Origin of the sequence: Dyadobacter psychrotolerans (assembly GCF_004349265.1) — a bacterium.
GTDB lineage: Bacteria > Bacteroidota > Bacteroidia > Cytophagales > Spirosomataceae > Dyadobacter > Dyadobacter psychrotolerans.
Genome location: NZ_SMFL01000003.1, coordinates 728,757 through 755,127 on the forward strand (window position 1 = coordinate 728,757; position 26,371 = coordinate 755,127).

General features: G+C 41.9%; 25 protein-coding genes. 10 read left to right on the plus strand and 15 right to left on the minus strand.

What is annotated here, in order from left to right:
• Positions 1-3: 3 nt before the first annotated feature.
• The 5 genes from E0F88_RS10850 to E0F88_RS10870 all read right to left on the minus strand — a co-directional run bounded on the left by E0F88_RS10850 (position 4) and on the right by E0F88_RS10870 (position 5,026).
• Complete coding sequence (locus tag E0F88_RS10850; protein WP_131958252.1) at positions 4-963, minus strand: transketolase family protein; 960 nt, start codon at positions 961-963, stop codon at positions 4-6.
• Between the two features lie 43 nt (positions 964-1,006).
• A complete protein-coding gene (locus E0F88_RS10855) occupies positions 1,007-1,870 on the minus strand; it encodes a transketolase (RefSeq protein ID WP_131958253.1) in 864 nt (287 codons plus the stop codon).
• A 76-nt stretch (positions 1,871-1,946) separates the two neighbouring features.
• Positions 1,947-2,405, minus strand: a complete 459-nt coding sequence (gene bcp, locus E0F88_RS10860) for a thioredoxin-dependent thiol peroxidase (protein ID WP_131958254.1) — start codon at positions 2,403-2,405, stop codon at positions 1,947-1,949.
• A gap of 3 nt (positions 2,406-2,408) precedes the next feature.
• Complete coding sequence (locus E0F88_RS10865; protein WP_131958255.1) at positions 2,409-4,355, minus strand: M23 family metallopeptidase; 1,947 nt, start codon at positions 4,353-4,355, stop codon at positions 2,409-2,411.
• A 59-nt stretch (positions 4,356-4,414) separates the two neighbouring features.
• Entirely contained in the window at positions 4,415-5,026 is a 612-nt protein-coding gene (locus E0F88_RS10870; protein WP_131958256.1) for a fumarylacetoacetate hydrolase family protein, read from the minus strand.
• A gap of 237 nt (positions 5,027-5,263) precedes the next feature.
• Between E0F88_RS10870 and E0F88_RS10875 the strand changes: the two genes are divergently transcribed.
• The 3 genes from E0F88_RS10875 to E0F88_RS10885 all read left to right on the plus strand — a co-directional run bounded on the left by E0F88_RS10875 (position 5,264) and on the right by E0F88_RS10885 (position 8,950).
• The gene (locus E0F88_RS10875; RefSeq protein WP_131958257.1) at positions 5,264-5,923 is read left to right on the plus strand and encodes a C40 family peptidase; all 660 of its coding nucleotides are present in this window, start codon (positions 5,264-5,266) and stop codon (positions 5,921-5,923) included.
• 157 nt (positions 5,924-6,080) lie between these two features.
• Positions 6,081-7,298, plus strand: coding sequence for a hypothetical protein (locus E0F88_RS10880; RefSeq protein WP_181956086.1), 1,218 nt, complete (start codon positions 6,081-6,083; stop codon positions 7,296-7,298).
• Positions 7,295-8,950: a DUF8832 domain-containing protein gene (locus E0F88_RS10885; protein WP_131958258.1), complete on the plus strand. Its 1,656-nt coding sequence runs from the start codon at positions 7,295-7,297 to the stop codon at positions 8,948-8,950. The genes E0F88_RS10880 and E0F88_RS10885 overlap by 4 nt, the downstream gene beginning before the upstream one ends.
• Positions 8,951-9,001: 51 nt before the next feature.
• On the opposite strand, the gene E0F88_RS10890 is transcribed toward E0F88_RS10885, so the two are convergent.
• A complete protein-coding gene (locus tag E0F88_RS10890) occupies positions 9,002-9,664 on the minus strand; it encodes an HAD family hydrolase (protein ID WP_131958259.1) in 663 nt (220 codons plus the stop codon).
• A gap of 261 nt (positions 9,665-9,925) precedes the next feature.
• On the opposite strand from E0F88_RS10890, the gene E0F88_RS10895 reads away from it, so the two are divergent.
• Positions 9,926-10,384: a hypothetical protein gene (locus E0F88_RS10895; RefSeq protein ID WP_131958260.1), complete on the plus strand. Its 459-nt coding sequence runs from the start codon at positions 9,926-9,928 to the stop codon at positions 10,382-10,384.
• Between the two features lie 11 nt (positions 10,385-10,395).
• The gene (locus E0F88_RS10900; protein WP_131958261.1) at positions 10,396-10,872 is read left to right on the plus strand and encodes a hypothetical protein; all 477 of its coding nucleotides are present in this window, start codon (positions 10,396-10,398) and stop codon (positions 10,870-10,872) included.
• 60 nt (positions 10,873-10,932) lie between these two features.
• On the opposite strand, the gene E0F88_RS10905 is transcribed toward E0F88_RS10900, so the two are convergent.
• The 4 genes from E0F88_RS10905 to E0F88_RS10920 all read right to left on the minus strand — a co-directional run bounded on the left by E0F88_RS10905 (position 10,933) and on the right by E0F88_RS10920 (position 15,210).
• On the minus strand, positions 10,933-12,072 hold the full coding sequence (locus tag E0F88_RS10905; RefSeq protein ID WP_229213727.1) for an MBL fold metallo-hydrolase: 1,140 nt from the start codon (positions 12,070-12,072) through the stop codon (positions 10,933-10,935).
• A gap of 95 nt (positions 12,073-12,167) precedes the next feature.
• Positions 12,168-12,638 carry a Dps family protein gene (locus E0F88_RS10910; protein WP_131958262.1) on the minus strand — a complete coding sequence of 157 codons (471 nt, stop codon included), beginning with the start codon at positions 12,636-12,638 and terminating at the stop codon, positions 12,168-12,170.
• 235 nt (positions 12,639-12,873) lie between these two features.
• Positions 12,874-14,829, minus strand: a complete 1,956-nt coding sequence (locus E0F88_RS10915) for a M56 family metallopeptidase (RefSeq protein ID WP_131958263.1) — start codon at positions 14,827-14,829, stop codon at positions 12,874-12,876.
• Between the two features lie 12 nt (positions 14,830-14,841).
• The gene (locus E0F88_RS10920; RefSeq protein ID WP_131958264.1) at positions 14,842-15,210 is read right to left on the minus strand and encodes a BlaI/MecI/CopY family transcriptional regulator; all 369 of its coding nucleotides are present in this window, start codon (positions 15,208-15,210) and stop codon (positions 14,842-14,844) included.
• 202 nt (positions 15,211-15,412) lie between these two features.
• Between E0F88_RS10920 and E0F88_RS10925 the strand changes: the two genes are divergently transcribed.
• From E0F88_RS10925 to E0F88_RS10935, 3 genes are all read left to right on the plus strand, one after another.
• Positions 15,413-15,826 (plus strand): hypothetical protein, encoded by a 414-nt coding sequence (locus tag E0F88_RS10925; RefSeq protein ID WP_131958265.1) that lies wholly within the window; start codon positions 15,413-15,415, stop codon positions 15,824-15,826.
• 109 nt (positions 15,827-15,935) lie between these two features.
• Positions 15,936-16,436, plus strand: a complete 501-nt coding sequence (ispF, locus tag E0F88_RS10930) for a 2-C-methyl-D-erythritol 2,4-cyclodiphosphate synthase (protein ID WP_131958266.1) — start codon at positions 15,936-15,938, stop codon at positions 16,434-16,436.
• Between the two features lie 29 nt (positions 16,437-16,465).
• Positions 16,466-17,602 carry an amidohydrolase family protein gene (locus tag E0F88_RS10935; RefSeq protein ID WP_131958267.1) on the plus strand — a complete coding sequence of 379 codons (1,137 nt, stop codon included), beginning with the start codon at positions 16,466-16,468 and terminating at the stop codon, positions 17,600-17,602.
• A 52-nt stretch (positions 17,603-17,654) separates the two neighbouring features.
• Here the strand turns inward: E0F88_RS10935 and E0F88_RS10940 are convergent, their stop codons facing one another.
• The gene (locus E0F88_RS10940; RefSeq protein WP_229213728.1) at positions 17,655-18,773 is read right to left on the minus strand and encodes a tetratricopeptide repeat protein; all 1,119 of its coding nucleotides are present in this window, start codon (positions 18,771-18,773) and stop codon (positions 17,655-17,657) included.
• A gap of 144 nt (positions 18,774-18,917) precedes the next feature.
• Here E0F88_RS10940 and E0F88_RS10945 point away from each other — a divergent pair, with 144 nt between their 5' ends.
• Positions 18,918-20,156, plus strand: a complete 1,239-nt coding sequence (locus E0F88_RS10945; protein WP_131958268.1) for a M16 family metallopeptidase — start codon at positions 18,918-18,920, stop codon at positions 20,154-20,156.
• A gap of 72 nt (positions 20,157-20,228) precedes the next feature.
• Here the strand turns inward: E0F88_RS10945 and E0F88_RS10950 are convergent, their stop codons facing one another.
• Both E0F88_RS10950 and E0F88_RS10955 read right to left on the minus strand, forming a co-directional pair.
• The gene (locus tag E0F88_RS10950; protein WP_181956087.1) at positions 20,229-21,179 is read right to left on the minus strand and encodes a glycoside hydrolase family protein; all 951 of its coding nucleotides are present in this window, start codon (positions 21,177-21,179) and stop codon (positions 20,229-20,231) included.
• A gap of 130 nt (positions 21,180-21,309) precedes the next feature.
• Positions 21,310-22,599 (minus strand): M16 family metallopeptidase, encoded by a 1,290-nt coding sequence (locus tag E0F88_RS10955; RefSeq protein WP_131958269.1) that lies wholly within the window; start codon positions 22,597-22,599, stop codon positions 21,310-21,312.
• Between the two features lie 90 nt (positions 22,600-22,689).
• Here E0F88_RS10955 and E0F88_RS10960 point away from each other — a divergent pair, with 90 nt between their 5' ends.
• Positions 22,690-23,820 (plus strand): glycosyltransferase family 4 protein, encoded by a 1,131-nt coding sequence (locus E0F88_RS10960; RefSeq protein ID WP_131958270.1) that lies wholly within the window; start codon positions 22,690-22,692, stop codon positions 23,818-23,820.
• Here E0F88_RS10960 and E0F88_RS10965 read toward each other — a convergent pair whose 3' ends face one another.
• Together E0F88_RS10965 and E0F88_RS10970 are read right to left on the minus strand one after the other, a co-directional pair.
• The gene (locus tag E0F88_RS10965) at positions 23,821-25,224 is read right to left on the minus strand and encodes a tetratricopeptide repeat protein (RefSeq protein WP_181956088.1); all 1,404 of its coding nucleotides are present in this window, start codon (positions 25,222-25,224) and stop codon (positions 23,821-23,823) included.
• Between the two features lie 112 nt (positions 25,225-25,336).
• The gene (locus tag E0F88_RS10970; RefSeq protein ID WP_131958272.1) at positions 25,337-26,335 is read right to left on the minus strand and encodes an NAD-dependent epimerase/dehydratase family protein; all 999 of its coding nucleotides are present in this window, start codon (positions 26,333-26,335) and stop codon (positions 25,337-25,339) included.
• Positions 26,336-26,371: the final 36 nt, after the last annotated feature.

Genomic DNA, 26,371 nt, shown 5'->3' on the forward strand with positions numbered 1-26,371 from the left:
TGACTATGCATTTTTGCGTTCAATCGCACGTTTCGCAGCTGCAACGATATCTTTCGCTGTCAAACCGTATTTTTCCATCAGCTGAGCCGGTGTCCCGCTTTCTCCGAAGCTGTCGTTCACTGCTACATATTCCTGAGGAACAAGTTTATTTTTAACCAAAACCTGTGCAACGCTGTCTCCCAAACCACCTAAACGGTTGTGCTCTTCGGCAGTAACTGCACAGCCTGTTTTTGAAACGGATTTCAGAATTGCTTCTTCATCCAAAGGTTTGATGGTGTGAATGTTGATAATTTCAGCATTGATACCTTCTGCTTCCAGCTGCTCTCCAGCCTGAATCGCTTCCCAAACCATGTGGCCTGTTGCGAAAATACTTACATCCGTACCTTCGTTAACCATCCAGGCTTTCCCAATTTCAAAAACCTGATCAGCATCTGTAAACACAGGAATAACCGGGCGTCCAAAACGCAGATATACAGGTCCTTCATGATCTGCAATGGCGATTGTAGCTGCCTTAGTCTGGTTGTAATCACAAGGATTGATAACAGTCATTCCCGGAAGCATTTTCATCATACCCAAATCTTCAAGAATCTGGTGGGTTGCGCCGTCTTCTCCCAAAGTAAGTCCTGCATGAGAAGCGCAGATCTTTACGTTTTTATTGGAGTAGGCAACGCTTTGCCGAATCTGGTCATAAACACGTCCCGTCGCGAAGTTTGCAAAAGTAGTTGCAAAAGGAATTTTACCACCGATTGTCAGACCGGCAGAAACACCGATCATGTTCGCTTCCGAAATACCGCACTGTACAAAACGATCCGGATTTTCTTTGATGAAAGCCTCTAATTTCAATGATCCAACAAGGTCGGCGCAAAGTGCTACAACATTAGGATTCTGCTGTCCGAGAACATGCATCCCAGCCCCAAAACCCGAGCGGGTGTCTTTCTTTTCGGTGAAGGTGTATTTTTTCATTATTACTTAATGTCTATATCTGATAACCAATGAAGGCTGTATATTAATAATCTCCCAAAGTTTCTTCCAGCTGACCCAATGCTGCAGCTAACTGCTCATCATTTGGTGCAACCCCGTGCCATTTATGGCTTCCCATCATAAAGTCAACGCCAAAACCCATTCCGGTATGTACCAGGATCATAATCGGACGTCCGTGACCCAGGCGACTTTTTGCTTCGTAAAGTCCTTTAACTACCGCAGCCATGTCATTTCCTTCTTCGATGGTAATTACTTCCCATCCGAAAGCTTCATATTTTTTACCAAGATCACGGTTGTTCATTACCTTCAATGTAGGACCGTCGATCTGCTGTCCGTTCAGGTCAATCATTGCAATCAGGTTATCTACTTCATGATGTGGTGCGAACGATGCTGCTTCCCAAACCTGTCCTTCCTGCTGCTCACCATCACCCATCAAAACAAAAACGGTACGGGTGTCTTTATTCAGTTTTTTAGCAAGTGCCGCGCCAATTGCAGCAGACATGCCCTGTCCCAATGAACCGGATGCAATACGGATTCCTTCCAGGTGCTCATGCGTGGTCGGGTGACCCTGTAAACGTGAGTTCAGCTTCCTGAAGGTAGCCATTTCTTCTTTTGGGAAATATCCTTTATGTGCCAGAACACTATACCAAACCGGAGAAATGTGACCATTGGATAAGAAGAAAAGATCTTCTCCTTCTCCGTTCATATCAAAAACAGGTTTTCCGTTTTCTTCCTTGATCTTCATTTGCTCAAAGTAAAGAGCTACCAGGATTTCGGTGCAACCCAAAGAACCGCCAGGGTGACCCGACTGGCAACCATGTACCATACGAACGATGTCGCGACGAACCTGGGATGCTACTTTTTCTAATTGTTCAATTTCCATTTCTATTAATTTTTCTTGCGGAATGTATCCTTTTAAAAGATTGTAAATTTGGTACTAATCAAGCTTGGAATATGACTACTTATTATTCAGTTTTACCAATAATTTGATCTGTATGGTTTTTCGTATCCACCTTCAGAATGATTTCTTCAATTACTCCTTTTTCATCGATGACAAAAGTAGTGCGGGCTGTTCCCATATAAGTGCGCCCATACATACTTTTTTCAACCCAAACACCGTAAGCCTCCACGATTGCATGGTCTGTATCAGCGAGTAGCGGAAAAGGAAGGTCAAATTTTTTGATAAATTTCACATGCGACTTTTCGGTATCCACACTTACACCAAGTACGACATATCCTTTATTTAAAATCGCCTCGTAATTATCACGAAGGTTGCAGGCCTGAGCCGTGCAGCCCGGTGTATCATCTTTTGGGTAAAAATACAGAATTACTTTTTTACCCTCAAAATCAGAAAGTTTAACTTCATTCCCGTTCTGATCTTTTGCCGAAAAACCGGGCGCTGCGTCACCTTTCTGAAGAGCCATATCTTATTTTTTTCGTTTTTTTGGTTTGACAACCGGTTCAACCAATTGGGTTTGCAAGATAGTACTATTTCCTGCCCTATCCGTAACTTCAAGCATTAGTTCTCCTTCAAAAGGAAGACTTTCATCCAATTTTTCAGACCAGATATATCCTTTCTTGGAATCAAAATTCATCAGGACCCATTCTCCATTAACCATTGCCCTGTATCTGTCAACTCCGGAAAATGTATCCCAGATATAACCCCTGATTCGTGTTTTACTATGTTCCAGCAGCCTGATCTTTGGGGGAACAGTATCTGTCCTCACCAGAAAGGTGCCAAGTTCACGGGTCTGAAATTTTATCTCATCGCCATTCCATTCGCCTCCGACAAAACGGTAATCGCCATCCAGATACCTGAAAACTTTGCTTCGCTCCTTATTAACCGGAATCGTTTCCGGGGTAAAGGAAACAGAAACATAATCTTTAAGAGCGACTCCTTTATTATTGATTGTTAAGGCATTAAAGCTCCGCTGACCTGTTACGAACAAAGTATCAAACAAGCTGTTCTCATTAAATTCAACTGCCCATTTTTCTCCTTTATAACCAGCTACCTCAGAAGGTAACATTTGGTTTCGCAAATAGGTGCGGACAACCGAGTTTCCTATTTTAACGGAATCCGGCATATATTCTCTGAGATCAGTAAGAAAAACAGCAGACTCCTTATCATAAAGGTCGGGTGTCTTTTTTATCTCCTTGCCCTCTGCATAATAAGTTGCAAAAGGAATTGTACTGCGGTAATACCTGGCTCTGACCAGCAAAGTATTTCCCTGAATTTCCGTCTGTACCCATTCCGGATTCACTTCGGTTTCAAAAACAGGTAAGGCAGGATTTGCCACTTCACCTTTAATCTGAAACAACAGTTCCGAAAAATTCTCATAAGAATCGGAAATCCGGATTTTCACTTCATGCAAAAGCGTATCTGTAATGTTCAGTTTTCCTTTAAGCAGGTCGGTTTTATACAGATTAAATTTATTCCCGTCAGGAACATAACATCTCAGGTAGCGCTGGCCGGTTTCCTGTTCCGTTCCGTAGTCGATCAGGTTATTGTAATCTCTTGTGGAAGCATTCGGAAAAATTTCCATGTTGTAGGAAAACACTTCTCTTCCATCCATTTTAATCTCAACACACTGCAAACCATAACGAAAGCCTGTACCGGTCATCTGATCATGTGCAACGAGGTCAATGCCAATGATTCCTGTTGCTGATATCGGTGCGGCGATTCGGTAAGAGCCGTCTTTTAATTTGACCGGTGCAAAAACCCGCCTGTCGAACTGCCCGTTTACCCGGCCATTAATATCCAGCGGCCTGATAGCCAGGTTGACGAACTTAGGCGGTGTAACATCTTTAATCTCCTTAAAACCAAAGTAGAGCGGGTTCAGGTAGTTATCTTTTGAATCACGAATCTCAAAATGTAAATGCGGGCCCGCAGAACCACCTGTATTCCCGGAAAGCGCTATTACTTCTCCTTTCCGGAAAGCATATTTGCCAGGTTCGGGGAATAAGTCTATCTCAAAGCTTTGTTTTTTATACTGCTCAGTGCGAACATACCCGGCAAGCTGTTCGCTGAATTTCAATAGATGCCCATAAACGGATGTTTGTCCGTTGGGATGTCTCAGGTAAATTACGTTTCCATAACCGCTTCTTTGGACCGCTACTTTATAAACATAACCCTCGGCCGCAGCATAAACAGGCAGGCCTTCCCGCTGTTCCGTGCGAATGTCAAGACCGGCGTGAAAGTGATTGGTACGCAAATCACCCAGTCCTCCGGCCAGTGAATTGGGCAAACCGGGACGGATGGGAAACTGGTAGTAATCCTTCGGATAAGATTGTTTCTGAGCAGCAAGCGGCAAAACCAACCCTGCAAAGCCAAAAAATAACACAAAACGGACCAGTGCCCGAAAATTAGTACGCATGAAGAGAAGTGTATGATAAAGATCCGGTTAAGGATCATGCAAAAACGGATGATAAACAATTACCTAACGAACAATTCGAGCATCTTCTTGCCTTCAATGGACGCCGTTAACTTATCACCGATTTTTACCGCAGACACACCCTTTGGTGTTCCTGTAAAAATCAGGTCGCCTTTTTTGAGCATAAAATATTTTGACACAAAGGAGATCAGATAATCAATCCGGTAAAGCATCATGGAAGAATTACCATTTTGACGCGTTTCTCCGTTCACATCCAGACTGAAATTAATGTTCTGAACATCAGCAAAATTGCTTACAGGAACAAATTCCGAGACTGGCGCGGACCCGTTGAATGCTTTGGAAAGCTCCCAGGGCAACCCTTTGCTTTTCAACTCTGATTGCAGATCTCTTGCAGTAAAGTCGATCCCCAAACCGATTTCGTCATAATATTTGTGTGCAAAACGCTCTTCTATATTTTTACCAACCTTATTGATTTTAATAACCAGTTCTACTTCATGATGCACGTCTTTGGAAAAATCAGGATAGAAAAAAGGTTCTCCCAAACGGATCTGTGCAGTTTCCGGTTTTAGAAAAATAACCGGCGCATCGGGACGCTCATTGTTAAGTTCTGCTATATGATCAGCGTAATTGCGGCCCACACAAATAATTTTCATCTTAAGAATTGAGTTTTTTAAATACGGAATGGAAAATGAACTACGTCGTTCGGATCAATGACAAAACTAATTACAATGCAGTCAGAGACATAATATTTATATCAATTTTTAATCCAAACCCTTTACCGGCAACTAAAATAAGTTTATCAGACTTCTTTTTCACGGTCAGAATTGACAGTTTTTGTGATAAGTGTCGTTATTTGTAAGACACAAACATTGCCTGCAACAATTTTGCGCATGACCAAGCAACATTACACTTACCCGATTTTTTTGCTCGTTTTTTCTTTTTTCATTTGTTCGTGCGATACGCTGCGAAAGGGCCCGTCCGAGTCTTCTTCCCGTAATAACCCGCGTCCATCGCCTCCACCATCAGGCAATTCCCGCGTTACGGCATCAAGACCACCGGTTAACCGTACGCCCGCCAGAAAACCAGCTCCGTCAAACAGAACAAATCCGTCAACCCCCGCTAAACCAACCTATACCCGTCCATCCGGCACTTATGCAGGTGAAATTCCAAAGGTCGTCGAAGTGGCAAGAACCTATTCCGGAACGCCTTATCGTTCAGGCGGCAACGACAAAAGTGGTATTGACTGCTCTGGTTTGATCTGTTCCGTATATTCTGAAATTGGTGTTAAAGTACCGCGTATTTCCTGGCAGCAGTCGGAATTTGGTTCGGAGGTTGGAAGCATACAGGAAATAAAACCGGGTGACTGGCTGTTTTTTGTTCCCGAAGCAGGAAAAGAAGGATATGTTTCACATGCAGGAATTGTGACCGATGTAAGAAGCAGGGAAGAAATCATTTTTATTCATGCTTCCACCTCACGCGGCGTTCGGGAAGACAACCTTTTCTCTACCTATTTCAAAGGGAGATTTGTAAAAGCAATGCGTCCTTTTTGATACAAACTCAATAAAATCAGCAGCACTGAGTTACCGATAAAACTCTTTTCAAAAAATCTTCTTCCGCATAGGGGATTTTGATTTGGCAATTGTCTTTTTTAGGTTAATTCTTTAATATTGAGCAAAATACCCTATACCTCGATTTTCAACGTAATTTATGGAAACAACCTTTACCCCACCACCTGTTGAAACAGGGCGAGTAATTCCGCTCCGGGCAAATGCCGGAATTCCTGTCTATATCGTCGCAACCGTATTTTCTTCTTTTTGTGTCATCACAGGTCTCATCTGGGATATTTGCTGGCATCTTAGCATTGGCCGTGACGGGCTTTTGTCGCCTCCGCATTTGGTTATTTATCTTGGTGCTGTTGTAGCCGGTTTGTTTTCAGGATATGAAATTCTGAGAAAATCTTTCTGGGGAAGTAAGGTTGAAAAAGCGGAGAGTGTAAAAATCTGGGGTATTTTCTATAGTTCACTCGGAGCGCTGTTTTGCGTTTGGGGTGCTTTGGCTATGCTCACTTCCGCACCTTTTGACGACTGGTGGCATAACACCTATGGCCTGGACGTGACCATCCTCTCGCCTCCCCACACTGTTTTAATTTTGGGCATTATTGGCATTCAGTTTGGAGCGATGGTGAGTGTACTTGCCGTTAAAAATCAATTGAAATTTCAGACATTAAGCCAATCGGTTAAGAAAAATAAAGATCGTATCCTTTTCTGGCTTTTTGCACTTTCCGGAGGTTTTTTGCTGACGATCTGGTTTACACTTCTTTCAGAGGAACTGGGCAGAATGGAAAGTCACCGATCCAGCTATTATATTTTTGGAGCCGCCGCTTTTCCTATTTTATTAATGGCGATCGGTAAGGCGGTAATACACAAATGGGCAATAACTGCAGTGGCAGCTGTTTATACCGCTTTAATGCTTGGAACATTATGGATTATACCCCTATTTCCCGCGGAGCCAAAATTGGGACCTATCCTGAATCATATCGATCATTATCAGGCTTTTCAGTTTCCCTTGATGCTGATCATTCCGGCCATTGCACTTGACTTTTTGCGCAATCGTTTTGCTTATCTGAATGACTGGAAACTGACCGTTATTCTTGGCAGCGCTTTCCTTCTCGTTTTTTTTATTGTTCAGTGGTACGTGGGAGGATTTCTGATGGAATCGCCTTATGCCCGCAACTGGTTTTTTGGCAGCAACTCCTGGTATTTTGGCAGTAATCCTGACTGGGAATATCGGTTCAAATTCGCTCCTTTTATGCTGGAATCCACACCGGAACTAATAAAAGGCCTGGGAATTGCGTTGATCGCCAGTCTTATATCTACAAGAATTGGCCTGTCATGGGGAAACTGGATGTTTAAAATTCAACGATGAAAAAACTTATTTACTTTCTAATTTTACTCATTTGCAGCCATTTGTCACAGGCGCATGTGGGAAGTTCCGGCGTTCAGATGCAGGCACAAGCCGGGCCGTACAAGGTCTTGGTGAGCATCCAGCCTCCTGATGTTATTCCGGGGACTGCACGAATTTCTGTTTTTGTGGAAAGCGGCAATGCAAGTCATATTAAAGCACGGCCTATTTATTTGCGTTCAGGAGATAAGGGTGCACCTTCTCCGGATGAGTTATTAAAGGTTCCCGGACAATCAGGACAGTTTGCAGGAGATATCTGGTTAATGGAATCAGGCTCTTCCAGTGCGCAAATTGTGATCGATGGTGAACAGGGAAAAGGCGAATTAATTGTACCCGTAATGGCTATGTCGACCGCACAACGGGAAATGCCGCAAGGTCTTGGAATCGGTTTGAGCATTCTTGGGGTCATCCTTTTATTGCTGATGATTACTACAATCGGAGCAAGTGTAAGTGACGGGCTGTTACCATCAGGCCAGGTTCTTAGCTCAACTCAGAAACGTAAGAGGTATATCAACATGGGGATCGCAACTGTGTTGTGTTCGCTGATTTTGTATGGCGGAAGCAGCTGGTGGAATAGCTGGGCGGCCGATTACAAACAATACATCTATAAATCGGTTAAAGGCAGCTCAAAAATTATCACAGAAAACGATCAGCGTGTTTTTCAATTAACAATAGATACCACCGACTGGGAGTCTGAAAGACGTGGAAGTATGTTGAGTACACTTATTCCTGATCATGGAAAACTGATGCATGCATTTTTGATACGTACCCCCGGGCTTGACGCTTTTGCACATATACATCCTGAACGGAAAGACAGTACAACTTTTGAAGCTTATCTACCAAAATTGCCTGCAGGTAAATACCTGATGTATGCCGACATTGTCCGGTATTCAGGCTTTGCAGAATCCATTGTCGACACAGTGGATATTCCTGAACAGGATTCAAAAGTTACCGATTTAAAAACCACGGCAGAGGAAGATACCTATGTCGTAACCGATCCAATCTATGCACCAGGCAAGGTTGCGATGGCGGAAGATGTGGTAATATGCGGCAAACCCGGGACCAAAACTGTATTTAAAGACGGTTCATACGCCGTTTGGGAAGGAAAACCGAATCAGGCACTTGAAGCCGGCAAACCATATCAGCTAAACTTTGAGGTTTTTAATCCCGATGGCAGTCCTTGTATACCTGAGCCTTACCTTGGCATGACGGGACACGTTGCTGTGGTGCGTTCTGATGGTTCTGTTTATATTCATTTACATCCAACGGGCTCCTTTCCAATGGCTGCGGAAAAGATATTTAAAAACCGGCTTGCAGACACAACCAAACTGATGAAACGACCCACGCCGGGAATTTTTAAAGACAGCGTTGACAGATATTTGGCAGGATTAAAAGCCATGTCGGTATTGCAGCGGGAAGAATTTCTGATGACCGAAATGGGTATGTATGAGACCAGTGGCGCAGGAATGACCACTATGGAACATGGCAACAGGATCTCATTCCCATACGCATTCCCAAAGGACGGAACCTACCGGATTTTCTTACAGATAAAACGTAACGAAAAGGTTTTAACCGGCGTCTTTGATGTCAAAGTGAAAGATAGTACCACGTTGTAATCATGGGCTTGGGGCATGGGTTTCGCGAGTCTCTACCCTAAGCCCCCTGCCCTATGCCCCAAATAGGGCTTTTATCTTTTCAAAAGACAGATCATCGTAATTCTGAACGTACAAGTCACAAGGCGGAAGTTCTTCTTTCGTATGTGAGCTCAGTACGCCAACCACCCGCATGCCGGCATTCAGCCCTGCCGTTACGCCTGAAAAGGAATCTTCAAAAACGACGCATTGATCCGGAGAAACACCCAGATTAATCGACGATGTTAAATAAACCTCAGGATCGGGTTTGTGTTTTTTTACATTTTCACTGGCCAGAATGGAGCCCAGTTTTTGACGGATATCAACTTTGCTCAGGATCAGTTCCAGATTCGCTTTTGGTGCGGAAGTGGCTACACCGAGTTTTACACCATTCTTTTCAAGATCAGACATAAATGGCACAATACCGGAAATGGGTTCGATGTAAGGCTCGTAAATCTGCCGGAACAGACTTTCCTTTTCATCTTCCAATTGCAGCAGCTCGTCTCCCTCAATGGTCCGTTTCAGGAAATGAGATAAAATATAACTGTTGCTTTTGCCAAACATGTGCTGTACGAATTCCTCATCAGTAGGAGCAAGATCGCGTACTGAAAAAAATTGACGGAATGCCATCGAGTGGTACGGGTTGGTATGGCAGATCACGCCATCCATGTCAAAAATTACTGCTATTTCTTTATTCATCTTACAAAGGTAACAATTGGTCTAAATGTTGAAGCAAGAATGACTTACCTCATTTTATTCATCAACAATTTATATACACTTTACAAAAATTATTTCTATTTTAGCTGTGAACTTTCGAAAGAAGAGCAGAAAAATTTTAATTAATTCTATCAAAAAGCTGCTCATTTTGATGTTTGCCTCGTATTAAAACATCAATAGGTTTATCACTTCTGTTGTCTTATTATACCCTAACACAATATTTATTTTTATTAAGTTGGTTATATGAATGAATTAGAACGAACAAACAATGGTATTGATCTTCATCCCGTTGGCAAAAACAACCAGCTGACATCGCTCGAAGTCTATGATAAATACGGAGCGATGGCTTACGGAATTATTCTGCAAATTGTTCCACAGCCACATCTGGCCCAGGAAATTCTGGTCAGTGTTTTTTCTTCTCCGCAACTTCAGGCTTGTAACAGTTACCCGTTCACTTTCGCAGTATGCGTGATTAAGCTTGCCCGGGCAAAAGCTGTGGAGGCAAAGAGAAAATTAATGTCCCTAGCACAAGACGGTACCGGAAATACGTTTACTAAAGGTGACAGGTCACCACAGGTAATTTTCGACCTCGCTTTTCGTCAGGGTTTTACACCGGACGAAGTGGCCCAAAAACTAGATATATCGAAATCCGAAGTACTGAGAGCATTTCATGATTTCTTCAAAACTTATCGTAACTCTTAATATCAATCAAATTGGACACTACAGATTTTATTGAAAGCGGTATTCTTGAATCATATTTACTTGGCCTTTCCAACGAGGAAGAAAGGGAATATGTTAAACAGAGAATACTGACAGATCAGGAGGTTTCTGATTATTTGGTTGATCTGGAAACGGATATAAAGGGTTATTTCGATCAGCATTCTTTTCCACCTCCTCCGGAGGTCAGAGAGATCATTGCCTTGCGTACGTCAAAAGGTGATATTCAAAAGAAGAAACACGTATTCAACAAAAATTCAGCACAGGAAAACACAAGAAAAAAAGATGAATACCTGGAAATTGAAGTTAATGACACGTATATAAAAGTGCACAAATACTGGCGACCGGCATTCATAGCCGTTTTTATCTTGTCAAAGATTTTCCTGATCGCCGGGTTGTATTATTACTTCAAAACAGCAAGTCTGGAGCAAGAACTGGTGAAATTAAAAACAGAAGTACAGCAACTTAAATAAGGCTTAAAAATAATAATAGCAAAAAGCGACAGATGAATTTGAACCTCATCTGTCGCTTTTTTACTTTTTTGGAGGAATTTCATCCCACCATTTCCGATTCGGATAAATACTGTCTACCACGATTTGCTCTCCAATCATCGGGGTCGTTAATTTCAGGCCAAGTTCAGCTGCCCGTTTTTCAATTCTCTTTGGCGATTCGTTCCAGGGATGCAATGCCAGCGTAAACTTGCCCCAATGAACGGGCCACACAATTTTTGCGCCCAAATCAATCCCGGCCTGCACGGTTTGTTCCGGCATCATGTGAATGTACGGCCATAATTCGTTGTACTGTCCATTTTCCAAAACAGCAATATCAAACGGACCGAACTTTGATCCAATGGCAGCAAAATGTTTTTCGTAACCGGAATCCCCGCCAAGAAATATTTTATAATCCACCGATTGCAAAACATAAGAAGCCCAAAGCGATTTACCTCTTGAAAGGTTTCTACCCGAAAAATGGCGCGCAGGTGTTGCAGTCAATTGAATACCATCGATAACATTAGTACCCTCCCACCAGTCCAGCTCTGTAATATTTTCAGGAGATATGCCCCAATGTTCGAGGTGAGCACCTACGCCCAGCGGAACAATGAACTTAGTCGGTTTGCCGGCAAACTGTTTCAGTGTTTCATAATCCATGTGATCATAATGATCGTGTGAAAGCACGACAAAGTCGATAGCGGGTAAATCCTTGAAATCAAACACATGTGTTCCAGGATAATTTTTGTTTCCCGCCCACTGAACCGGTGATATTCTTTCACTCAAAACCGGATCCATCAGGATGTTCTTACCGCTCATCTGTAACATATAAGCCGAATGACCAAAATAGGTAAAAGTGGGTTTGCCAGAAGGCGACAATTTCAAATCCGTTTGCACTGAAGGAAGTGTAAAAGCCGGTTCCACACTTTTGTCTTTCATCAAAAATGCAACCGCCAGCTTGAAATAATTGGTGTTCGGAGCACTAACCGGGGTATCGGTCAGGTTCACAAAACTGCCGCCCTTGTAATTCGGTGATTTTTTGATACGTTCCAACCGGGCACCGCCAGGCTCTTTTCCAAATGAGGCCTGTTGTATAAACAGGTAGATAGCCACAGTCAGTACGACCACAACTGTAAGAAGTGTCAGCATTATTCTTTTAAATCTTCGTTTTAGTTTAGATGTCATGAATCTTGGTCCTTTTTACATATCGGTAATCATAAAAAAATTACCGGCATGTTTCATCGCCGGTAATAAAGATAAATGAATATCAGACATTTTTGCTATTTCAAAAAGGCGCGTAACATCCAGGCCATTTTTTCGTGTTCACGAAGTAAACCTGTCACATAATCGCTGGATCCAAGATCTTTGTAAGTATCAGCAAATTCTGTGATGAGTGTACGAAGGATACGAATAATTGTTTCATGGTCGTCCAGGAGATTTTTAAGCTGTATTTTTTCGTCGTTGGTATATTCCGGTTCTAAAAGATCCGTCAGTTTTAGAATATCTACCAGACGTGCTTCCGAATAGTGACCGATTGCACGGATGCGTTCTGCGATATCGTCCATGATCACCTGCAACTGCTCGTATTGTCCTTCAAATAATTTATGCAGTTCGAAGAAATTCATACCGCCGATATTCCAGTGATAGTTGCGGGTTTTGGTATAAAGTACAAATTCATTTGCCAGTAATTTGTTCAGCTGAAACGCTACGGCCTCAGTATTGCTGTCTGAAATTCCAATGTTTGCTTTCATGATATTTTTAAACGTGGTAGTATGTTAAAAATTTACTGTTTCGTTTGTAATCTAAACCGTTTATACTCAGGAAAAGATCATCAAAATCAACAATATTATACGTAAGGTGAAATAAACCTGACTGATTTCAAAAGCAAATGGATTAATTTAGAATTAAATTAACTCAAACAGCTCATTTTTAACATATTAAAACAAAAAAAACGCTCCCTGTTTCCATTAAAGAGCGTTGTCTGTTTTAGTTATTTGCCAGAGCAGGTCGTCCGTAAACCTCATCGACCGGCCTGGTTTCAATCCACCAAAGCCTGTCAAGTTTTTTGTCGTAATACCGTGCAAGTTTGCCTTTGAAGACAGCAATCCTTTTAATTTCTTCCTTTAAAGGTTTTATGTTACTTCCCACACCGAATACCTGACGGAAACCATCCAGAAAAAATGGCTCAGAATCCAACTTACTAATATCGAAGGACGCAACGTCAATCCACTCAACGTTATCCTTTTTCAGGTATGAAGCAGGAGGCGCTTCCTTGTTTGTGGGATAAGTGTAGTAGAACATTTTGGTAGCAAGCCTTCGATCATCGTGTTTAAAATCAGTATTCAATAAAGTTGGAGGTGATCCTTTACCAGGGGCATTAAGTTCATAATATGTTGCTGGCTTACCATCCAGATAAAATTGCAGGTTTCCTTCATAACCGACCAACTTTTGATCTTTAGTAAAAAAGCCATTTTCGAATTTGGTGATAACATGTCTGGGACGTTTATACTCTTTTTTAAAGTTGGCTATCAAATTTTGTTCTTTGACAGGCGCTTTACTTTCTTCCTGCAAAAATGACCTTAATTCGTTTTTCACATCCGATGACCTGTTTGATTTGAAAAATTCTTCCTGATAAATACCATATGGACGTCCGGCATATAGTAGTTTATCAACTTTTCTTAAAAACGATATAGTAAAATGTTCTCCTCCATCTATGTCACTTCCACGGTTCTTTATCAGACCATAGGGCCTGCCAACCGCTTTTCCATTAAAAAACAGTGTATTGTAACCAGCCAGTGCTACTTGTTCGGCACCATCGTTATACATTACCTGGTAATTAAAAACAGAATCAGAAGAATAATCACCGGCATCAAATTTCAAATAATAAAATCCGTCTGAATCAGTAGAAATTGGCTTCGTTGTCTTGCGATCTCCCAATTTTATTTCCAGTGGCAAATTACTGATCGGCTTTCCCGTCAAAACTTCCAAAACAAGCCCGGAGATATAAATGGTCTGATCATCTTTAACATACTCTTTTCCCTGAACATTTATCTGATTTTCTACATCCTGCCTGAAAGCTACCAGTAAAACAAACAATAACGGCAACACAAACAGAAACCTGATAAGCTGTATTCTCGCTGATTTCATTTTATTCATCATGATAATTCTTTGTTTGAGGGAAGAAAAATTAAACTGGTTTGCGATACGAAATGCGGGAACGCCGGTAACTTTCAGAAGCAGATACTGGTATTGTTTTACATCGACCCCGTTTTCCAGAACCTGCCGGTCAGCAATGAATTCCAGATTTTGCCTGATTGCATAACGGATCTGCCAGACAAAGGGATTATACCAATTGAGAATGCACAATATTTCTGCAAAAATGATATCTAGTGTGTGCCGCTGTTTTACATGAACAAATTCGTGGAGCATGATCTCCCGTAGCTCATCTTCATCATGTAAGTTCCTGTTAATGAAAATAGAATTACCAAACGAAAACGGAATGATGTCTTTTTGAACCTCATATATTTTCACACCATCTCCCGAAATCAGCTTCGCCTTTTTTCTGATTTTACGAAACGAAACAAAGAACAGCATGGATCTAACAAACATAAAAACGACGCCTGTTCCAAACATCAAAACCAAAACATCCCAACGGTTAACCTCGGTAGCTACGGCTTCGTTTACGGCAAAATTCACCGCTGGCCTTGTGTAATGCTGAACTGCAGGAACAAACTGAACAATTTGGTGATCGACCAGCTCAACCTGCTTCAACGTTTGATCCACATTGATAAAAGGAATAAAAAAAACAAGTGCAGAGTAAAGAAGCAAATACCACCTGTTCCAGTTATAAAAGGTGTATTTACGCAAGACAAACTGATAGAAACAGCTCACTACCGCGAACCCGATTGTGATTTTCAGGAGGTATTCAATGAATGGAGACATAGCCTGTTATGTTTAAAGCTTGTTATTCTTTCCTTCAATTAATCCGATAATCTCTTTCAGCTCATCTGCCGAAATCTTGTTTTTTTCAACAAAAAAGTTAACCAGTTCCTTATAGGAATTTTCAAAATAATCTTTCACCACATTCCCCATAAACTTTTGTTTATAAGCCTCTTCCGTAATTGCCGGCGAGTAAATATGTGTGTTTCCGATTAGCCGGCTTTGTAAATAGCCCTTTTTTTCCAGGTTTTTTACTGTTGAAGCCAAAGTCGTATAAGGCGGCAGCGGCTCTCCCAGATTTGCAAAAAAGGACTTAATGTTGCCTTCGCCTGTTTTCCAGATCGCCTGCATGGCCTCTTCTTCCTGTTGTGTTAATTTTTCCATATCTACGATGTTTTCGTAAAACTACGAAAATATCGTAGATACATACAAGACTTTATTGATTATTTTTTTATTTACTGAAAACCATAGTAATAAATGGCATAAACGGGCTGGTTGAAAAAGGTCATAATTCGATGTGACCTTGCCCGGTAAATGCTGTATGATTGTTGAAGATTATTTATATTTGTTTTAAAGCACACATGCGATGAAAGAAAAAGGAAGAATCAGCAATCTTGAAGAAGTGGTTACCGAAGTTTTAATTCGCCTGGACCGTCTGGAACATGGACAGAAAGAACTTATTTCTGGCCAGTCCGAACTCATGGAAGGCCAGGCCAGGCAGGAAAAACGGATGGACACCCTTGAGATACAAATGCTTGAACTTGCCAGGAATCAAATCCAGCTTAGTGACAGGCAAAGTGATTTGCAAAACAGCATGATTGACCTGATACAGATTGTCAAACAAAATTCACTTGATATAGAGGATATTAAATCTACTATGTCTACCAAAGAAGGTCTGAACAATTTATTTGAAGCCATGATGAACCGATTTGACAAGGCGGATATCAGAATGGACTCGATGCAGGAAGAGATTAATCAGTTAAAAAGCAGGCTCCATTAGACTATCTGGTTGCTTACGGACGCCATTAACTTCACATTTACCTCCGGACTTGCCATTTTAACATACAATCGCCAACTTGCGGATCAGGTTTTCATTTTAAAATTCAGACATGTTTCCCTTCCGCATCGGACAAGGCTACGACGTACATCAAATGGTAGAAGGCCGGCCTTTTTGGCTTGGCGGCATTTTAATTCCCCACACACACGGCGCAAAAGGGCACTCGGATGCCGATGTGGTTTGCCATGTACTTTGTGACGCGCTGCTCGGAGCTGCCAACATGCGTAACATCGGTTATCATTTTTCAGATAAAGATCCGCAGTGGAAAGGTGTCGACAGTAAACTACTTCTTACAAAAGTATTGGAAATGGTTCGTGAAAAAGGTTTTGAGGTGGGCAATGTGGATGTTACCATTGTTTTGCAAAACCCGAAACTAAACCCGCACATTCCGGAAATGAAAACCTGTCTTTCACAGGTCATGCATGTCTTAGAAGACGATATTTCGATTAAGGCTACAACCTCAGAGCACCTGGGTTTTGTTGGCCGGGAAGAAGGAATTGCTGCCCACTGCGTTGCACTTATTTACAAACCTGGCGCATCTTTCCAAAAATGACCCTGATTGTACACTCTTAACAACCATAGATGAAACGTTTACTTCTACCCGTATTTGCCCTGATACTTGGTGCAGCCGCTCATGTCTTTGCTCAGGATCCGTCCACAATAACACAGCCGCTTGGTTTCGAGGAGTATGACCCTATTTCAACTTTAAAGGTTGAGGAACATCCTTTAAGGAGAGCAAAGTTTCCATTTATAGATGTGCACAATCATCAGTATCAGATGCCAACGCAGGATTTGAAAGGTCTGGTTGCCATTATGGATAGCCTGAATATGGGAATTATGGTCAATCTGAGCGGACGTGGCGGAAGTCAGGAGTGGAGCGAGGGAACGGCTACTTTAAAAGGTTCATTGGAAAATGTTGCCAAAAACGAACCAAAACGAATTGCCATTTTCACAAACCTTCAGTTTAAAGGTTTTGGAGAAAAAGACTGGACGTCAAAAGCAGTAAAACAACTGGAAGATGATGTAAAAATGGGAGCCAAAGGACTTAAAATTTACAAAAGTCTTGGTTTCAGCGGGATTAAAGATGACAAAGGAAACCGCGTTGCCGTGAGTGATCCGCGGTTGCAGCCGATCTGGCAAAAGTGCGGACAGCTTGGCGTTCCCGTTTTGATACATACGGCCGATGTACCTTCTTTCTGGGACCCGATGGACCGTTACAACGAACGCTGGCTGGAACTAAAAACACATCCCGGCCGTCGCCGCAGCTTGAATGATCCGGTTTCTTTCGATTCTCTGATAGCAGAACAACATCATGTTTTCAGAATTAATCCAAAAACGACTTTTATCAATGCACACATGGGCTGGTATCCCAACAACCTGAAAAAGCTTGACAGCCTGATGACGGTTTTTCCAAATATGTATGTTGAAATCGGTGCTGTAATTGCAGAACTGGGCCGCCAGCCGAGAGCGGCTAAAAAGTTTTTTGACAAATATCAGGATCGTGTTTTGTTCGGTAAAGACAGCTGGGTTCCTGCCGAATATTCAACCTATTTCCGGGTGCTTGAAACAGAAGATGAATATTTCCCCTATCACAAAAAATACCACGCGTTCTGGCGAATGTACGGAATGGGGCTTTCCGATGAGGTTTTGAAAAAATTATATTACAAAAATGCGTTGAGAATTATTCCGGGATTGGACAAGAGTTTATTTCCGAAATGAGGTGATTTCAGCACGTTATCCTGTTCATATTCCATAAATGAACAGGATAAAATCACTTAAACCCCTTCGCCTCCCGAATTACCGATTTATACTCCGCTTTTTCCAAAACCTTTTTATAATATTCCTTGGCCTTCGCCTTATTACCGGCACGGTTTGCGATTCTTGCAAGCCCTGCATAGGCCATGGCGTAGTATTCTTTGGTATACTGATCATCGTGTGGTGTTTTCAGGGCGAGCAGATATTCCTTCTGAGCGGCTGCGTCATTCTTGGCATCCTTTTCAAAAACAATTCCCTGAAAAGTATGTAATGCAAGCGGGAAAAATCCGTTAGGAAAACGTTTCAATGTATTGATGTATTTAGCAGCTCCGTCATAATTCCCGGATAGAAGTAAAGCTTCCGTATTCCTCATCACATAAACCGGATTTTTAGGATAAAGGCCCGCTAGTTTTTCGGTGTAAACAGCTGCCTTTTCAGGTTTTGATTCGTATTTCAGATAAATATGGGCCAGATAATAACAGGATTCCGCTTTGGTAATGACTCCCAGCCTTGTGCCGGTATCAATTTGTTTTAGTCCCAAGGCCTTGTCACCGTCTTTGAAAAACAGCATCAGCGGTTTCACCATCGGATGCAATTCCGGGTACAGTTCCACGTAATAATTATACATGCCTGATGTAAAATAGAACTCAGGATTTTTATTCATTAAATTCATCCCTTCACTGAACGCATTGTAGGCTTTCTTACCTTCTCCGGCGGCATTCATCATTTCACCTCTGTAATTGTACATCATGGCCATATATCCCCGGGCTACCATGGTGTAAAACACTGCTTCCGGATCAGAACTGTTTTTGCCAAATTTTTTATTGATGGCTTCCAGACAAAGATTGAGTTTTTGGATGTATTCCTTCGACTTGGCCGGATGATCTTTTATCGGCAGATATTTCCAGTAAAGAATAAAGGAATCGAGAATGAGTGTAACAGGATGATTCGGATATTTTTTCTCAACCTGATTGATAATCAGATCGGCATCATCAAATTCATAATTATAAATATTATCCAGTGCACTCTGAACGGTTTTGATCGTTGCAGGATCATTCAGCACTTGTGCTTTTGTAAAAAATGGGAAAGAAAGAAGAAGAAGAACAGTAAAAAAAACGCTTTTAATATATTTCATGGCTTTGACTAAAAATCGAATTGGTTTGGTGGAATCCCACCGGAACAGTAGCTTTGTTTATAACCCTTAAATAGACAACGTGGTTTCGGCAACGCAGTATATTTATGGTTCCCGGAATTTTACAATAATTATTGATTCTACAATATGATTCGTTACGAGCAATTTACGCTGGATAATGGCCTGAAAGTTTTTGTGCATGAAGATTTTTCGACCCCGATGGCAGCGGTTAATATTTTATATAATGTAGGTTCCCGGGACGAAGATGAAGAACGTACCGGTTTTGCCCACCTTTTTGAACACCTTATGTTTGGTGGTTCAAAAAACATTCCAAGTTACGATATTCCCGTTCAGAACGTAGGTGGGGAAAATAATGCCTTTACTTCGCCCGACATCACCAATTATTATATCACATTACCTGCAGATAATGTGGAAACGGCCTTCTGGCTCGAATCAGACCGGATGCTTAGTCTTTCATTTGATCCGAATGTACTGGAAGTTCAGCGTAAGGTAGTGATTGAAGAATTTAAGCAGCGTTACCTCAACCAGCCTTATGGTGACATGTGGCTGAAATTACGGCCGCTTGCCTATCAGACGCATCCATACCGCTGGGCAACGATTGGTAAAGATATTGGTCACATCGAACGTGCAACTATGGATGACGTGCAGGATTTCTTCTTCCGTTTTTACCGCCCGAATAACGCGGTGATGGTGGTAGCAGGAGCCGTAAAATTTAATAAGGTTAAAGAACTGGTAAAAAAATGGTTTGATGCAATTCCTGCGGGAGCACCTTACGTACGGAATCTGCCAAAAGAACCGGTTCAGACGGAAGCCCGATATCTGGAAACTTCTGCTGCGGTGCCTCTGAATTCATTAATCAAAGTTTTTCACACACAGGGAAAATATGAAGACGGTTTTTATGCTACTGATTTGGTAAGTGACATTTTGGGAAGAGGTAAATCTTCCCGTTTGTACCAATCACTGCTGAAAGACCGGCCGATTTTTAACAGCATCAGTGCCAGCGTAACTTCGTCACTAGATCCGGGCCTACTTTTGATTAAAGGGAACTTAAATCCCGGAGTGACTTTGGAAGAAGCGGATAATGCGGTTAATGAACTTCTTTTGGAAATTACCCAAAATGGAGCAACAGAAGAGGAAGTGACAAAAGTTAAGAATCAAACCGAAGCAACTCTGGCATTTTCAGAAGTGGAATTGCTGAACCGCGCCATGAATCTCGCTTTCGCTGCCAACGCCGGCAATGCCGAATGGGCAAATGATGATGCCGAAATAATCAGGAATCTTACACGTGAAGAAATTAATGACGCTGCCAAAAATGTGCTGAGACCAGAGAATGCTTCGACGCTGTTTTACCGGGCGGAGGCGTAAATTTTGCTGGCTGGTGTAACTTATAAAAAGGGTTGCACCAGCCATATTTTGATCTGAAATTACACCTTTACTTTAATCAAATTTCAGTTCGAATTGAGAAGACAAATACACCCTAACCTCCGGATGCATGGTGTAAAGCCGAAATTGTTCACCGTCATTGACTACAATCCCACTTGATGTATTTTCTTTCCAAATCGGGTTGCCAGAATATTTTTTCCAGTGTATCAAATCTTTTGACACAGCAATGTTCGTTGTCCATTCCCGCCAGTCTTTAAATGCAGAAGCGTGATAATATGCATAATAAAAGCCTTTGTGTTTAATTACCTGGTTGAAGGCAACCGCAAACTGATCATATTTTTCCGGTCCGCAGTTGAGTACCGGTTCGTCCTGTACATGCTTCCACACTTTCAGATCTTTGGAAGTGGCAAGCCAAACAGCAGCATCATTTCGCTCATAGAATAAATTCCAGGTATCTCCTTCTTTCCAGACAGCCGGCGTTCCGTAAGGTCCGGCAGAAATCGGCTTTCCATTTGTCATTCTGATATCCAAAGCACCCTGATCTTTCCAGCTGATACGATCCGTCGACGTTAGCAAATGGGCAGAGTCTCCCCTGCTTTCGGCGAACATGTAATACGTTTTGTCTTCTTTAAGTACAAACACATCCTCAACCCAAATTGATTTATGAATTGGATTACCTGCATATCGGGTCCATTTGAATCCGTCGGGAGAAGTTGCCAGGCCAAGGTATTTTATTTGTTTGCCCGTTTTTTGAGTATAACCTGTATACCAGAGATAATAAGTGCTGTCCTCCCGAAGAATAAATCCCCGCTCTCTGATCTTTTCATCCCAAAGCGTTGAGTCTGGTGAACCTTTAAAAACCGGGTTTTTGTCGTAAGATTTAAAGTTTACCAGGTCCGCCGGAAAAGGCAGGCTATCCCACGCAGTTTTGGTGGATTTTTGCCCTGAAGACTTAGAGCCCGCTACAAAAGCAGCAAGTAAAAGCGGAAGAATATATTTGATCATAAAATTTTTGATACGATATATTTTATACTATCAGGATCTGTAAAACGGCTATTTAAGATTTTGATATAAACAAAAAAACCTGAGAACTCCGCCGTTACGGTATTCTCAGGTTTGATTTCAAAAACTTATTTTATTCGGGCAAAAATGTCAGATAACTGAAATTTTGAGGATTGAACATTTCCTGTGCAATGTCCTGCAATTGAACAGATGTAATATCATGAATTTCTGAAAATATTTCAGGAAGCGTGTCCACCTTTCCGGTATCAAGCAGGCTTTTGGCCATCATCAGCATAAAGCTCATGTTGCTTTCCTCAGACATCGCCAGCTGGCCCATAAGCTGAACCTTCGTCTGGTGAAGCTGAATGGTGGTAAGTGGCACTTCTCTTACCTTTTTTAACTCCTTGTTAATTAAAGCAATACTTTTGGTCAACTGGCGCGGTTCTGTACCAAAGAAGATCCCCATAAAACCCGTATCCAGGTAAGGCGTATAATTTCCTTCTATTGAATATACATATCCGTTTTTTTCACGCAGCGAGAGATTGAACCTGGAATTCATTCCCGGACCGCCCAATAAATTCATCAGCATAAAAAACGGCAGTCTTTTATCATCTGACAAGGCGTATGAAGGCTGCCCCATTGCGCACTGTGCCTGAGAAATTGAACGCTCCTTTTGCTGTATGATCGGTAAATACAAACCCGGAGCAGTCCGTTCGCGCGATGTTGTTTTTTGAGGTATATCTCCCAGATACTTCTCGGCAATTCTGATCACTTTGGCAAAAGGCAAACGGCTTACGGAAGAAACCACGATCCTTTCCGTATCAATATTGTCATTTATAAAGTTACGAAGGTGCTCCCTGTCAAAGGAGTTAACGGTTTGAGCCGTTCCCAGTATGTTACTTCCCAGCGAGTGATTTGCAAAAACCAGCTGATCAAAATCGTCCTGGATGGCATCTTCCGGAGAATCCACGTACATGGACATTTCTTCCAGAATCACATTTTTTTCTCTTTCAATCTGTTTATCGGGAAAGACTGAATGAAATGTAATGTCAGCCAGCAATTCAAGTGCTTTATCAAAATGATCATCCAGGACGGAGGCATGGAAACAGATTTTCTCCTTTGTGGTATATGCATTTAATTCCCCGCCGACATTTTCAAGACGGTTGATGATATGAAAAGAACTTCTTTTTTCAGTTCCTTTAAACGCCATGTGCTCCCAAAAATGCGCAAGTCCCTGCTGATGCGGCAGCTCATCACGGCTCCCGATATCCAGCATGATACCGCAATGGGCAATCTGAGTGTAAGGAACTTGTTTATGCGCAATACGAATTCCATTAGAAAGCGTACATAATTGATAATCTTCGGTGGGTGATAGTAAGCTTGCTTTTGAGTTTCCCTTTTTGCGAATATTATTTCTCTTCATTTCTTATTAACACAAAATACCCGCCAATAATTTTCGGCGATGTCCACAAAATTACAGACTTTTGCCTGAAACCTTTGTATCATATCACTTATGCGTATCGGATTTGATGCCAAAAGAGCTTTTGCTAACAAAACCGGACTCGGGAATTACAGTCGATTTGTGCTTGAATCGCTCATACAGCACGAAAAAGCCAACGATTATTTTGCTTACACATCAAAAAGAGATTTTAAACTTTTTCCCGAATTCCCGCAGACTTCAATCGTTTCGCCGCTGTCTTTTCTTGATCGCAAACTTTCCGCTTACTGGAGGTATTCAACCATTACAAATCAGTTAAAAAATGATGGAATCGACGTATTTCATGGTTTAAGCAATGAAATACCACAAGGTCTTTCCAAAGCGGGAATTGGGTCCGTTGTAACGATCCATGATCTTATTTTTGAAAAATTACCCAGCCATTTTAAAGCCATAGACCGTGCTATTTATCGCCACAAATTCAGATCTGCCTGCGAAAGGGCTGATGCTGTTGTCGCTGTAAGTGAACAGACAAAACGGGATTTAATTGAATTGTACAAGGTAGATAAACATAAAATAAAAGTCGTTTACCAGGACTGTAACCCGGTTTTTAACAAGCAGACCGATCCTGCTCAACGTGCAGAAATATGCAAACTATATGGCATAAACGGGCCATATGTGCTTTGTGTGGGAACACTGGAAGAACGCAAAAACCAACTACGATTAACAGAGGCTTTTGCAAAACTAAATAACAAGGAATTCAAACTTGTGCTGATTGGAAAACCAACTCATTACACGGAAAGTATCAGAGATTTTATCTCAAAAAACAAGCTTGAAAGCCAGGTTATTATTCTCCATAACGTCCCGACAGCACATTTGCCTGCTTTGTACCAGGAGGCGGAAGTATTTGCTTATTTATCAATTTATGAAGGTTTTGGAATTCCAATAGTGGAAGCACTGCACAGCGGTACTCCTGTCATTGCAGCCAAAGGTTCTTGTCTGGAAGAAGCGGGAGGCCCGGGCGGACTCTATGCCGATCCTTTAGATGTGGACGATATCAGAAACCAGCTGCAAATACTGATTTCTGATAAAGGGCTGAGACAGTCGCTTACCGATGCCGGTAAAATTCACGTCCAAAAATTTAGCGGGGAACATATTGCTGCCCGGCTTTCAGATATTTATAAAGAAGTAAAAAAGCAATACTCCTGATTACTTTTCGCGATATTGTTCGATAATCCGGTACAATGCTTTTTGTTTTTCAAGATCCGGAAAAAATTCAAAAAGCTGTATATGAGCATCGTAGTCGAGTGTCAGAGCCACTTCAAGATTAATTAAAGCTTCACGGTAATCTCCTGAATGAATCTGGTAAACGGCCATCCTATAATAAAGGTCGGCCTCTTCCGGCATTTCGTCTATCGCAGCCTGTAAAAGATCGCACGCCCTGGCATAATTTCCCTGCTCAAAAAGTACATGTGACCATTTCAACCAAATGTCCGGATTATTCGGTTCTATTTCCGCAGATTTTTCAAACGCTTCAAAAGCAGAGATAACATTACCAATCCTGAATTCTGTTTCGGCAAGGGCGAGCCAGTAATCAGGATTTAATTCTGTAATCTGAATCGCTTTACGCAGGAAACCGGCAGCCTCATACCATCGACCCAATTCACTGAAACAAATTCCCATTCCATACCAGCCGTCATCCCACTGGTTATCAAGCTTTACCGTTTGTCTATAATATTTAATCGCTGTTTCAAACTCTCCAAGTTTCTCGTAACAGGTTCCCAGACAGCAACAGGTTTCCGGCTGCTCACCTTCCAGTTCAATTGCTCTAAGATATTGCGTTTTTGCATCGTCATACTTTTCCAGATTCATGTAGGAATTACCAAGCTGAAAAAACGCTGAGGCAAAATCATCCTTCACTAACGTAGCATATTCATAGGCATTAACTGCATCCTCATACCTTTCAAGCTTGCTGAATGCAATTCCCAGGTTATACCAGGCATGATGAGAAAACGGATCTCTGTCAACAAGTTCGTTATAATAGTCGAGATGGCTTTCCAGCTTGCCTACCAGATCAAGACAATGAGCAAGTTCATATAAGGCACTTTCATTATTGAGATTATTCCTCAGCGAACGTTTGTAGTTATCAATAGCCTCTTCGTACTTACCCCAGTTCTGATACGTCTGCCCGATCTGGAAATAAATTTCATCCTTATCTTCAACCCGATTTAAAAGTCCTTCCAAAACGGCAAGCGCTTCCTCATACTCTCCCATCATGTTGGAAATACCAACCTGCATAAACGATATTTCAAGATCCCCCGGATGAAACAATGCAGCACGTTCCAGGATTTCCATCGCCAGATCATGTTCACCACGATTGGCATGCAGCTGTACTTTACTAAGCAAAAGATCCAATGAATACGGAAAATCAGCAAGGCCCAGATCGCACGCCTGCACCGCCTTATCCCAATCTCCTTTTTCTATATAATGAGCCGTGACCTTTTCGTATGTCTCCAAATCGAAAAACGTAGGCTCATTCATTTTAATCATTCTTTCAAACCTAAGCAGGGTTTCCTTCATGTAATCCTTTCTTTCCCCGAAATTTTTCTCCATCACACGAACAATTAAGTTAGAGGTTGGTAAATCCTGAACCAACTCAATGTAGGATTTAAATTAAAATCCTATCATTGATAATGAAAGAAAGTTAAAAATAATTCCTTGTTATTCAAATCTTGCGAAGCAAACTTTCGCTTACACGGGCGACTGTTTTCTCAATTGGCTGAAAGTTAAATCCTAACGCTTTTCGTATTTTCGAATTGTCGTACCTGATCCTCCTCGCACTCGACTGTGCTGTTTCTTTTGTGATCAAAGGTTTGGTGCCCATAAGCCAGGTTCGAACTGCTTCTATCCGCCAAATGACCGCCGCCAGGCCCGACCCAACTTTAAAAGCAGGACGCTTTTTATTCATTGAATCAGCAATTGTATTAAAAAGATCCCGATACATCATACTTCCGCCATTGAGCAGGAAACGATCAGCAGATATATCGGAGAAAAGCAACTGAAAAATAATTTCTGAAACGTCCTTTACATCTACATAATTAACGATTCCTTCGGTATAAAATGGTTTTTCCTGGAATACATAGCGAAAAAGCTGCGTGCTGCTTTTACTCCAGTCACCTTCACCGAGGATTACCGTTGGATTTACAATCACTGCATTCAGGCCTTCCGCAATTCCCCGCCAGACTTCCAGTTCAGAGAGATATTTGGTTTTTGCATATTCCGAGTTGTCCGGAGATTCCTCCCATCTCTGCGACTCGTCCAGGATCAAATCCTGCCCGGGAATGACTTTCCGTGCATCCGGCCTGCCAAGAGCCGCTATGCTGCTCACATGACATAGTTTTTTGATGTTTGCTTTGAGACAGACGTTCACTACGTTGGCCGTACCTTCCATGTTAACCTTGTACATCATTTTCCTATCACCCGGAATAAATGAAACCACCGCTGCCGTGTGAACCACAAAATCCATTCCGCTTATTGCCGTTTCCAGTGTGCTGATATCCAGTATATCTCCCTCGATCCAGTTTATCTGCGATTCAATATCCGCCAGCAAACTACGATCCGATCCGGAACGAAAGAGTGCATAAACGGTATGATCTTCGGAAAGAAAACGGCGCGCCACAGCACTTCCAACTAAACCTGTGGCACCTGTAATGAGGATCTTCATGTAAACGGCAAAATAATGAACGTCAAAGTTCGTGGT

Coding starts and splice junctions, on each gene's coding strand:
- E0F88_RS10905 (WP_229213727.1), bottom strand. CDS start 12,072: ATGACATCTAAACTAAAACGAAGATTTAAAAGAATAATGCTGACACTT.
- E0F88_RS10935 (WP_131958267.1), top strand. CDS start 16,466: ATGAAACGTTTACTTCTACCCGTATTTGCCCTGATACTTGGTGCAGCC.
- E0F88_RS10885 (WP_131958258.1), top strand. CDS start 7,295: ATGAAAAAACTTATTTACTTTCTAATTTTACTCATTTGCAGCCATTTG.
- E0F88_RS10895 (WP_131958260.1), top strand. CDS start 9,926: ATGAATGAATTAGAACGAACAAACAATGGTATTGATCTTCATCCCGTT.
- E0F88_RS10875 (WP_131958257.1), top strand. CDS start 5,264: ATGACCAAGCAACATTACACTTACCCGATTTTTTTGCTCGTTTTTTCT.
- E0F88_RS10945 (WP_131958268.1), top strand. CDS start 18,918: ATGATTCGTTACGAGCAATTTACGCTGGATAATGGCCTGAAAGTTTTT.
- E0F88_RS10925 (WP_131958265.1), top strand. CDS start 15,413: ATGAAAGAAAAAGGAAGAATCAGCAATCTTGAAGAAGTGGTTACCGAA.
- E0F88_RS10940 (WP_229213728.1), bottom strand. CDS start 18,773: ATGAAATATATTAAAAGCGTTTTTTTTACTGTTCTTCTTCTTCTTTCT.
- E0F88_RS10920 (WP_131958264.1), bottom strand. CDS start 15,210: ATGGAAAAATTAACACAACAGGAAGAAGAGGCCATGCAGGCGATCTGG.
- E0F88_RS10970 (WP_131958272.1), bottom strand. CDS start 26,335: ATGAAGATCCTCATTACAGGTGCCACAGGTTTAGTTGGAAGTGCTGTG.
- E0F88_RS10870 (WP_131958256.1), bottom strand. CDS start 5,026: ATGAAAATTATTTGTGTGGGCCGCAATTACGCTGATCATATAGCAGAA.
- E0F88_RS10915 (WP_131958263.1), bottom strand. CDS start 14,829: ATGTCTCCATTCATTGAATACCTCCTGAAAATCACAATCGGGTTCGCG.
- E0F88_RS10960 (WP_131958270.1), top strand. CDS start 22,690: ATGCGTATCGGATTTGATGCCAAAAGAGCTTTTGCTAACAAAACCGGA.
- E0F88_RS10850 (WP_131958252.1), bottom strand. CDS start 963: ATGAAAAAATACACCTTCACCGAAAAGAAAGACACCCGCTCGGGTTTT.
- E0F88_RS10890 (WP_131958259.1), bottom strand. CDS start 9,664: ATGAATAAAGAAATAGCAGTAATTTTTGACATGGATGGCGTGATCTGC.
- E0F88_RS10865 (WP_131958255.1), bottom strand. CDS start 4,355: ATGCGTACTAATTTTCGGGCACTGGTCCGTTTTGTGTTATTTTTTGGC.
- E0F88_RS10910 (WP_131958262.1), bottom strand. CDS start 12,638: ATGAAAGCAAACATTGGAATTTCAGACAGCAATACTGAGGCCGTAGCG.
- E0F88_RS10965 (WP_181956088.1), bottom strand. CDS start 25,224: ATGGAGAAAAATTTCGGGGAAAGAAAGGATTACATGAAGGAAACCCTG.
- E0F88_RS10955 (WP_131958269.1), bottom strand. CDS start 22,599: ATGAAGAGAAATAATATTCGCAAAAAGGGAAACTCAAAAGCAAGCTTA.
- bcp (WP_131958254.1), bottom strand. CDS start 2,405: ATGGCTCTTCAGAAAGGTGACGCAGCGCCCGGTTTTTCGGCAAAAGAT.
- ispF (WP_131958266.1), top strand. CDS start 15,936: ATGTTTCCCTTCCGCATCGGACAAGGCTACGACGTACATCAAATGGTA.
- E0F88_RS10950 (WP_181956087.1), bottom strand. CDS start 21,179: ATGATCAAATATATTCTTCCGCTTTTACTTGCTGCTTTTGTAGCGGGC.
- E0F88_RS10880 (WP_181956086.1), top strand. CDS start 6,081: ATGGAAACAACCTTTACCCCACCACCTGTTGAAACAGGGCGAGTAATT.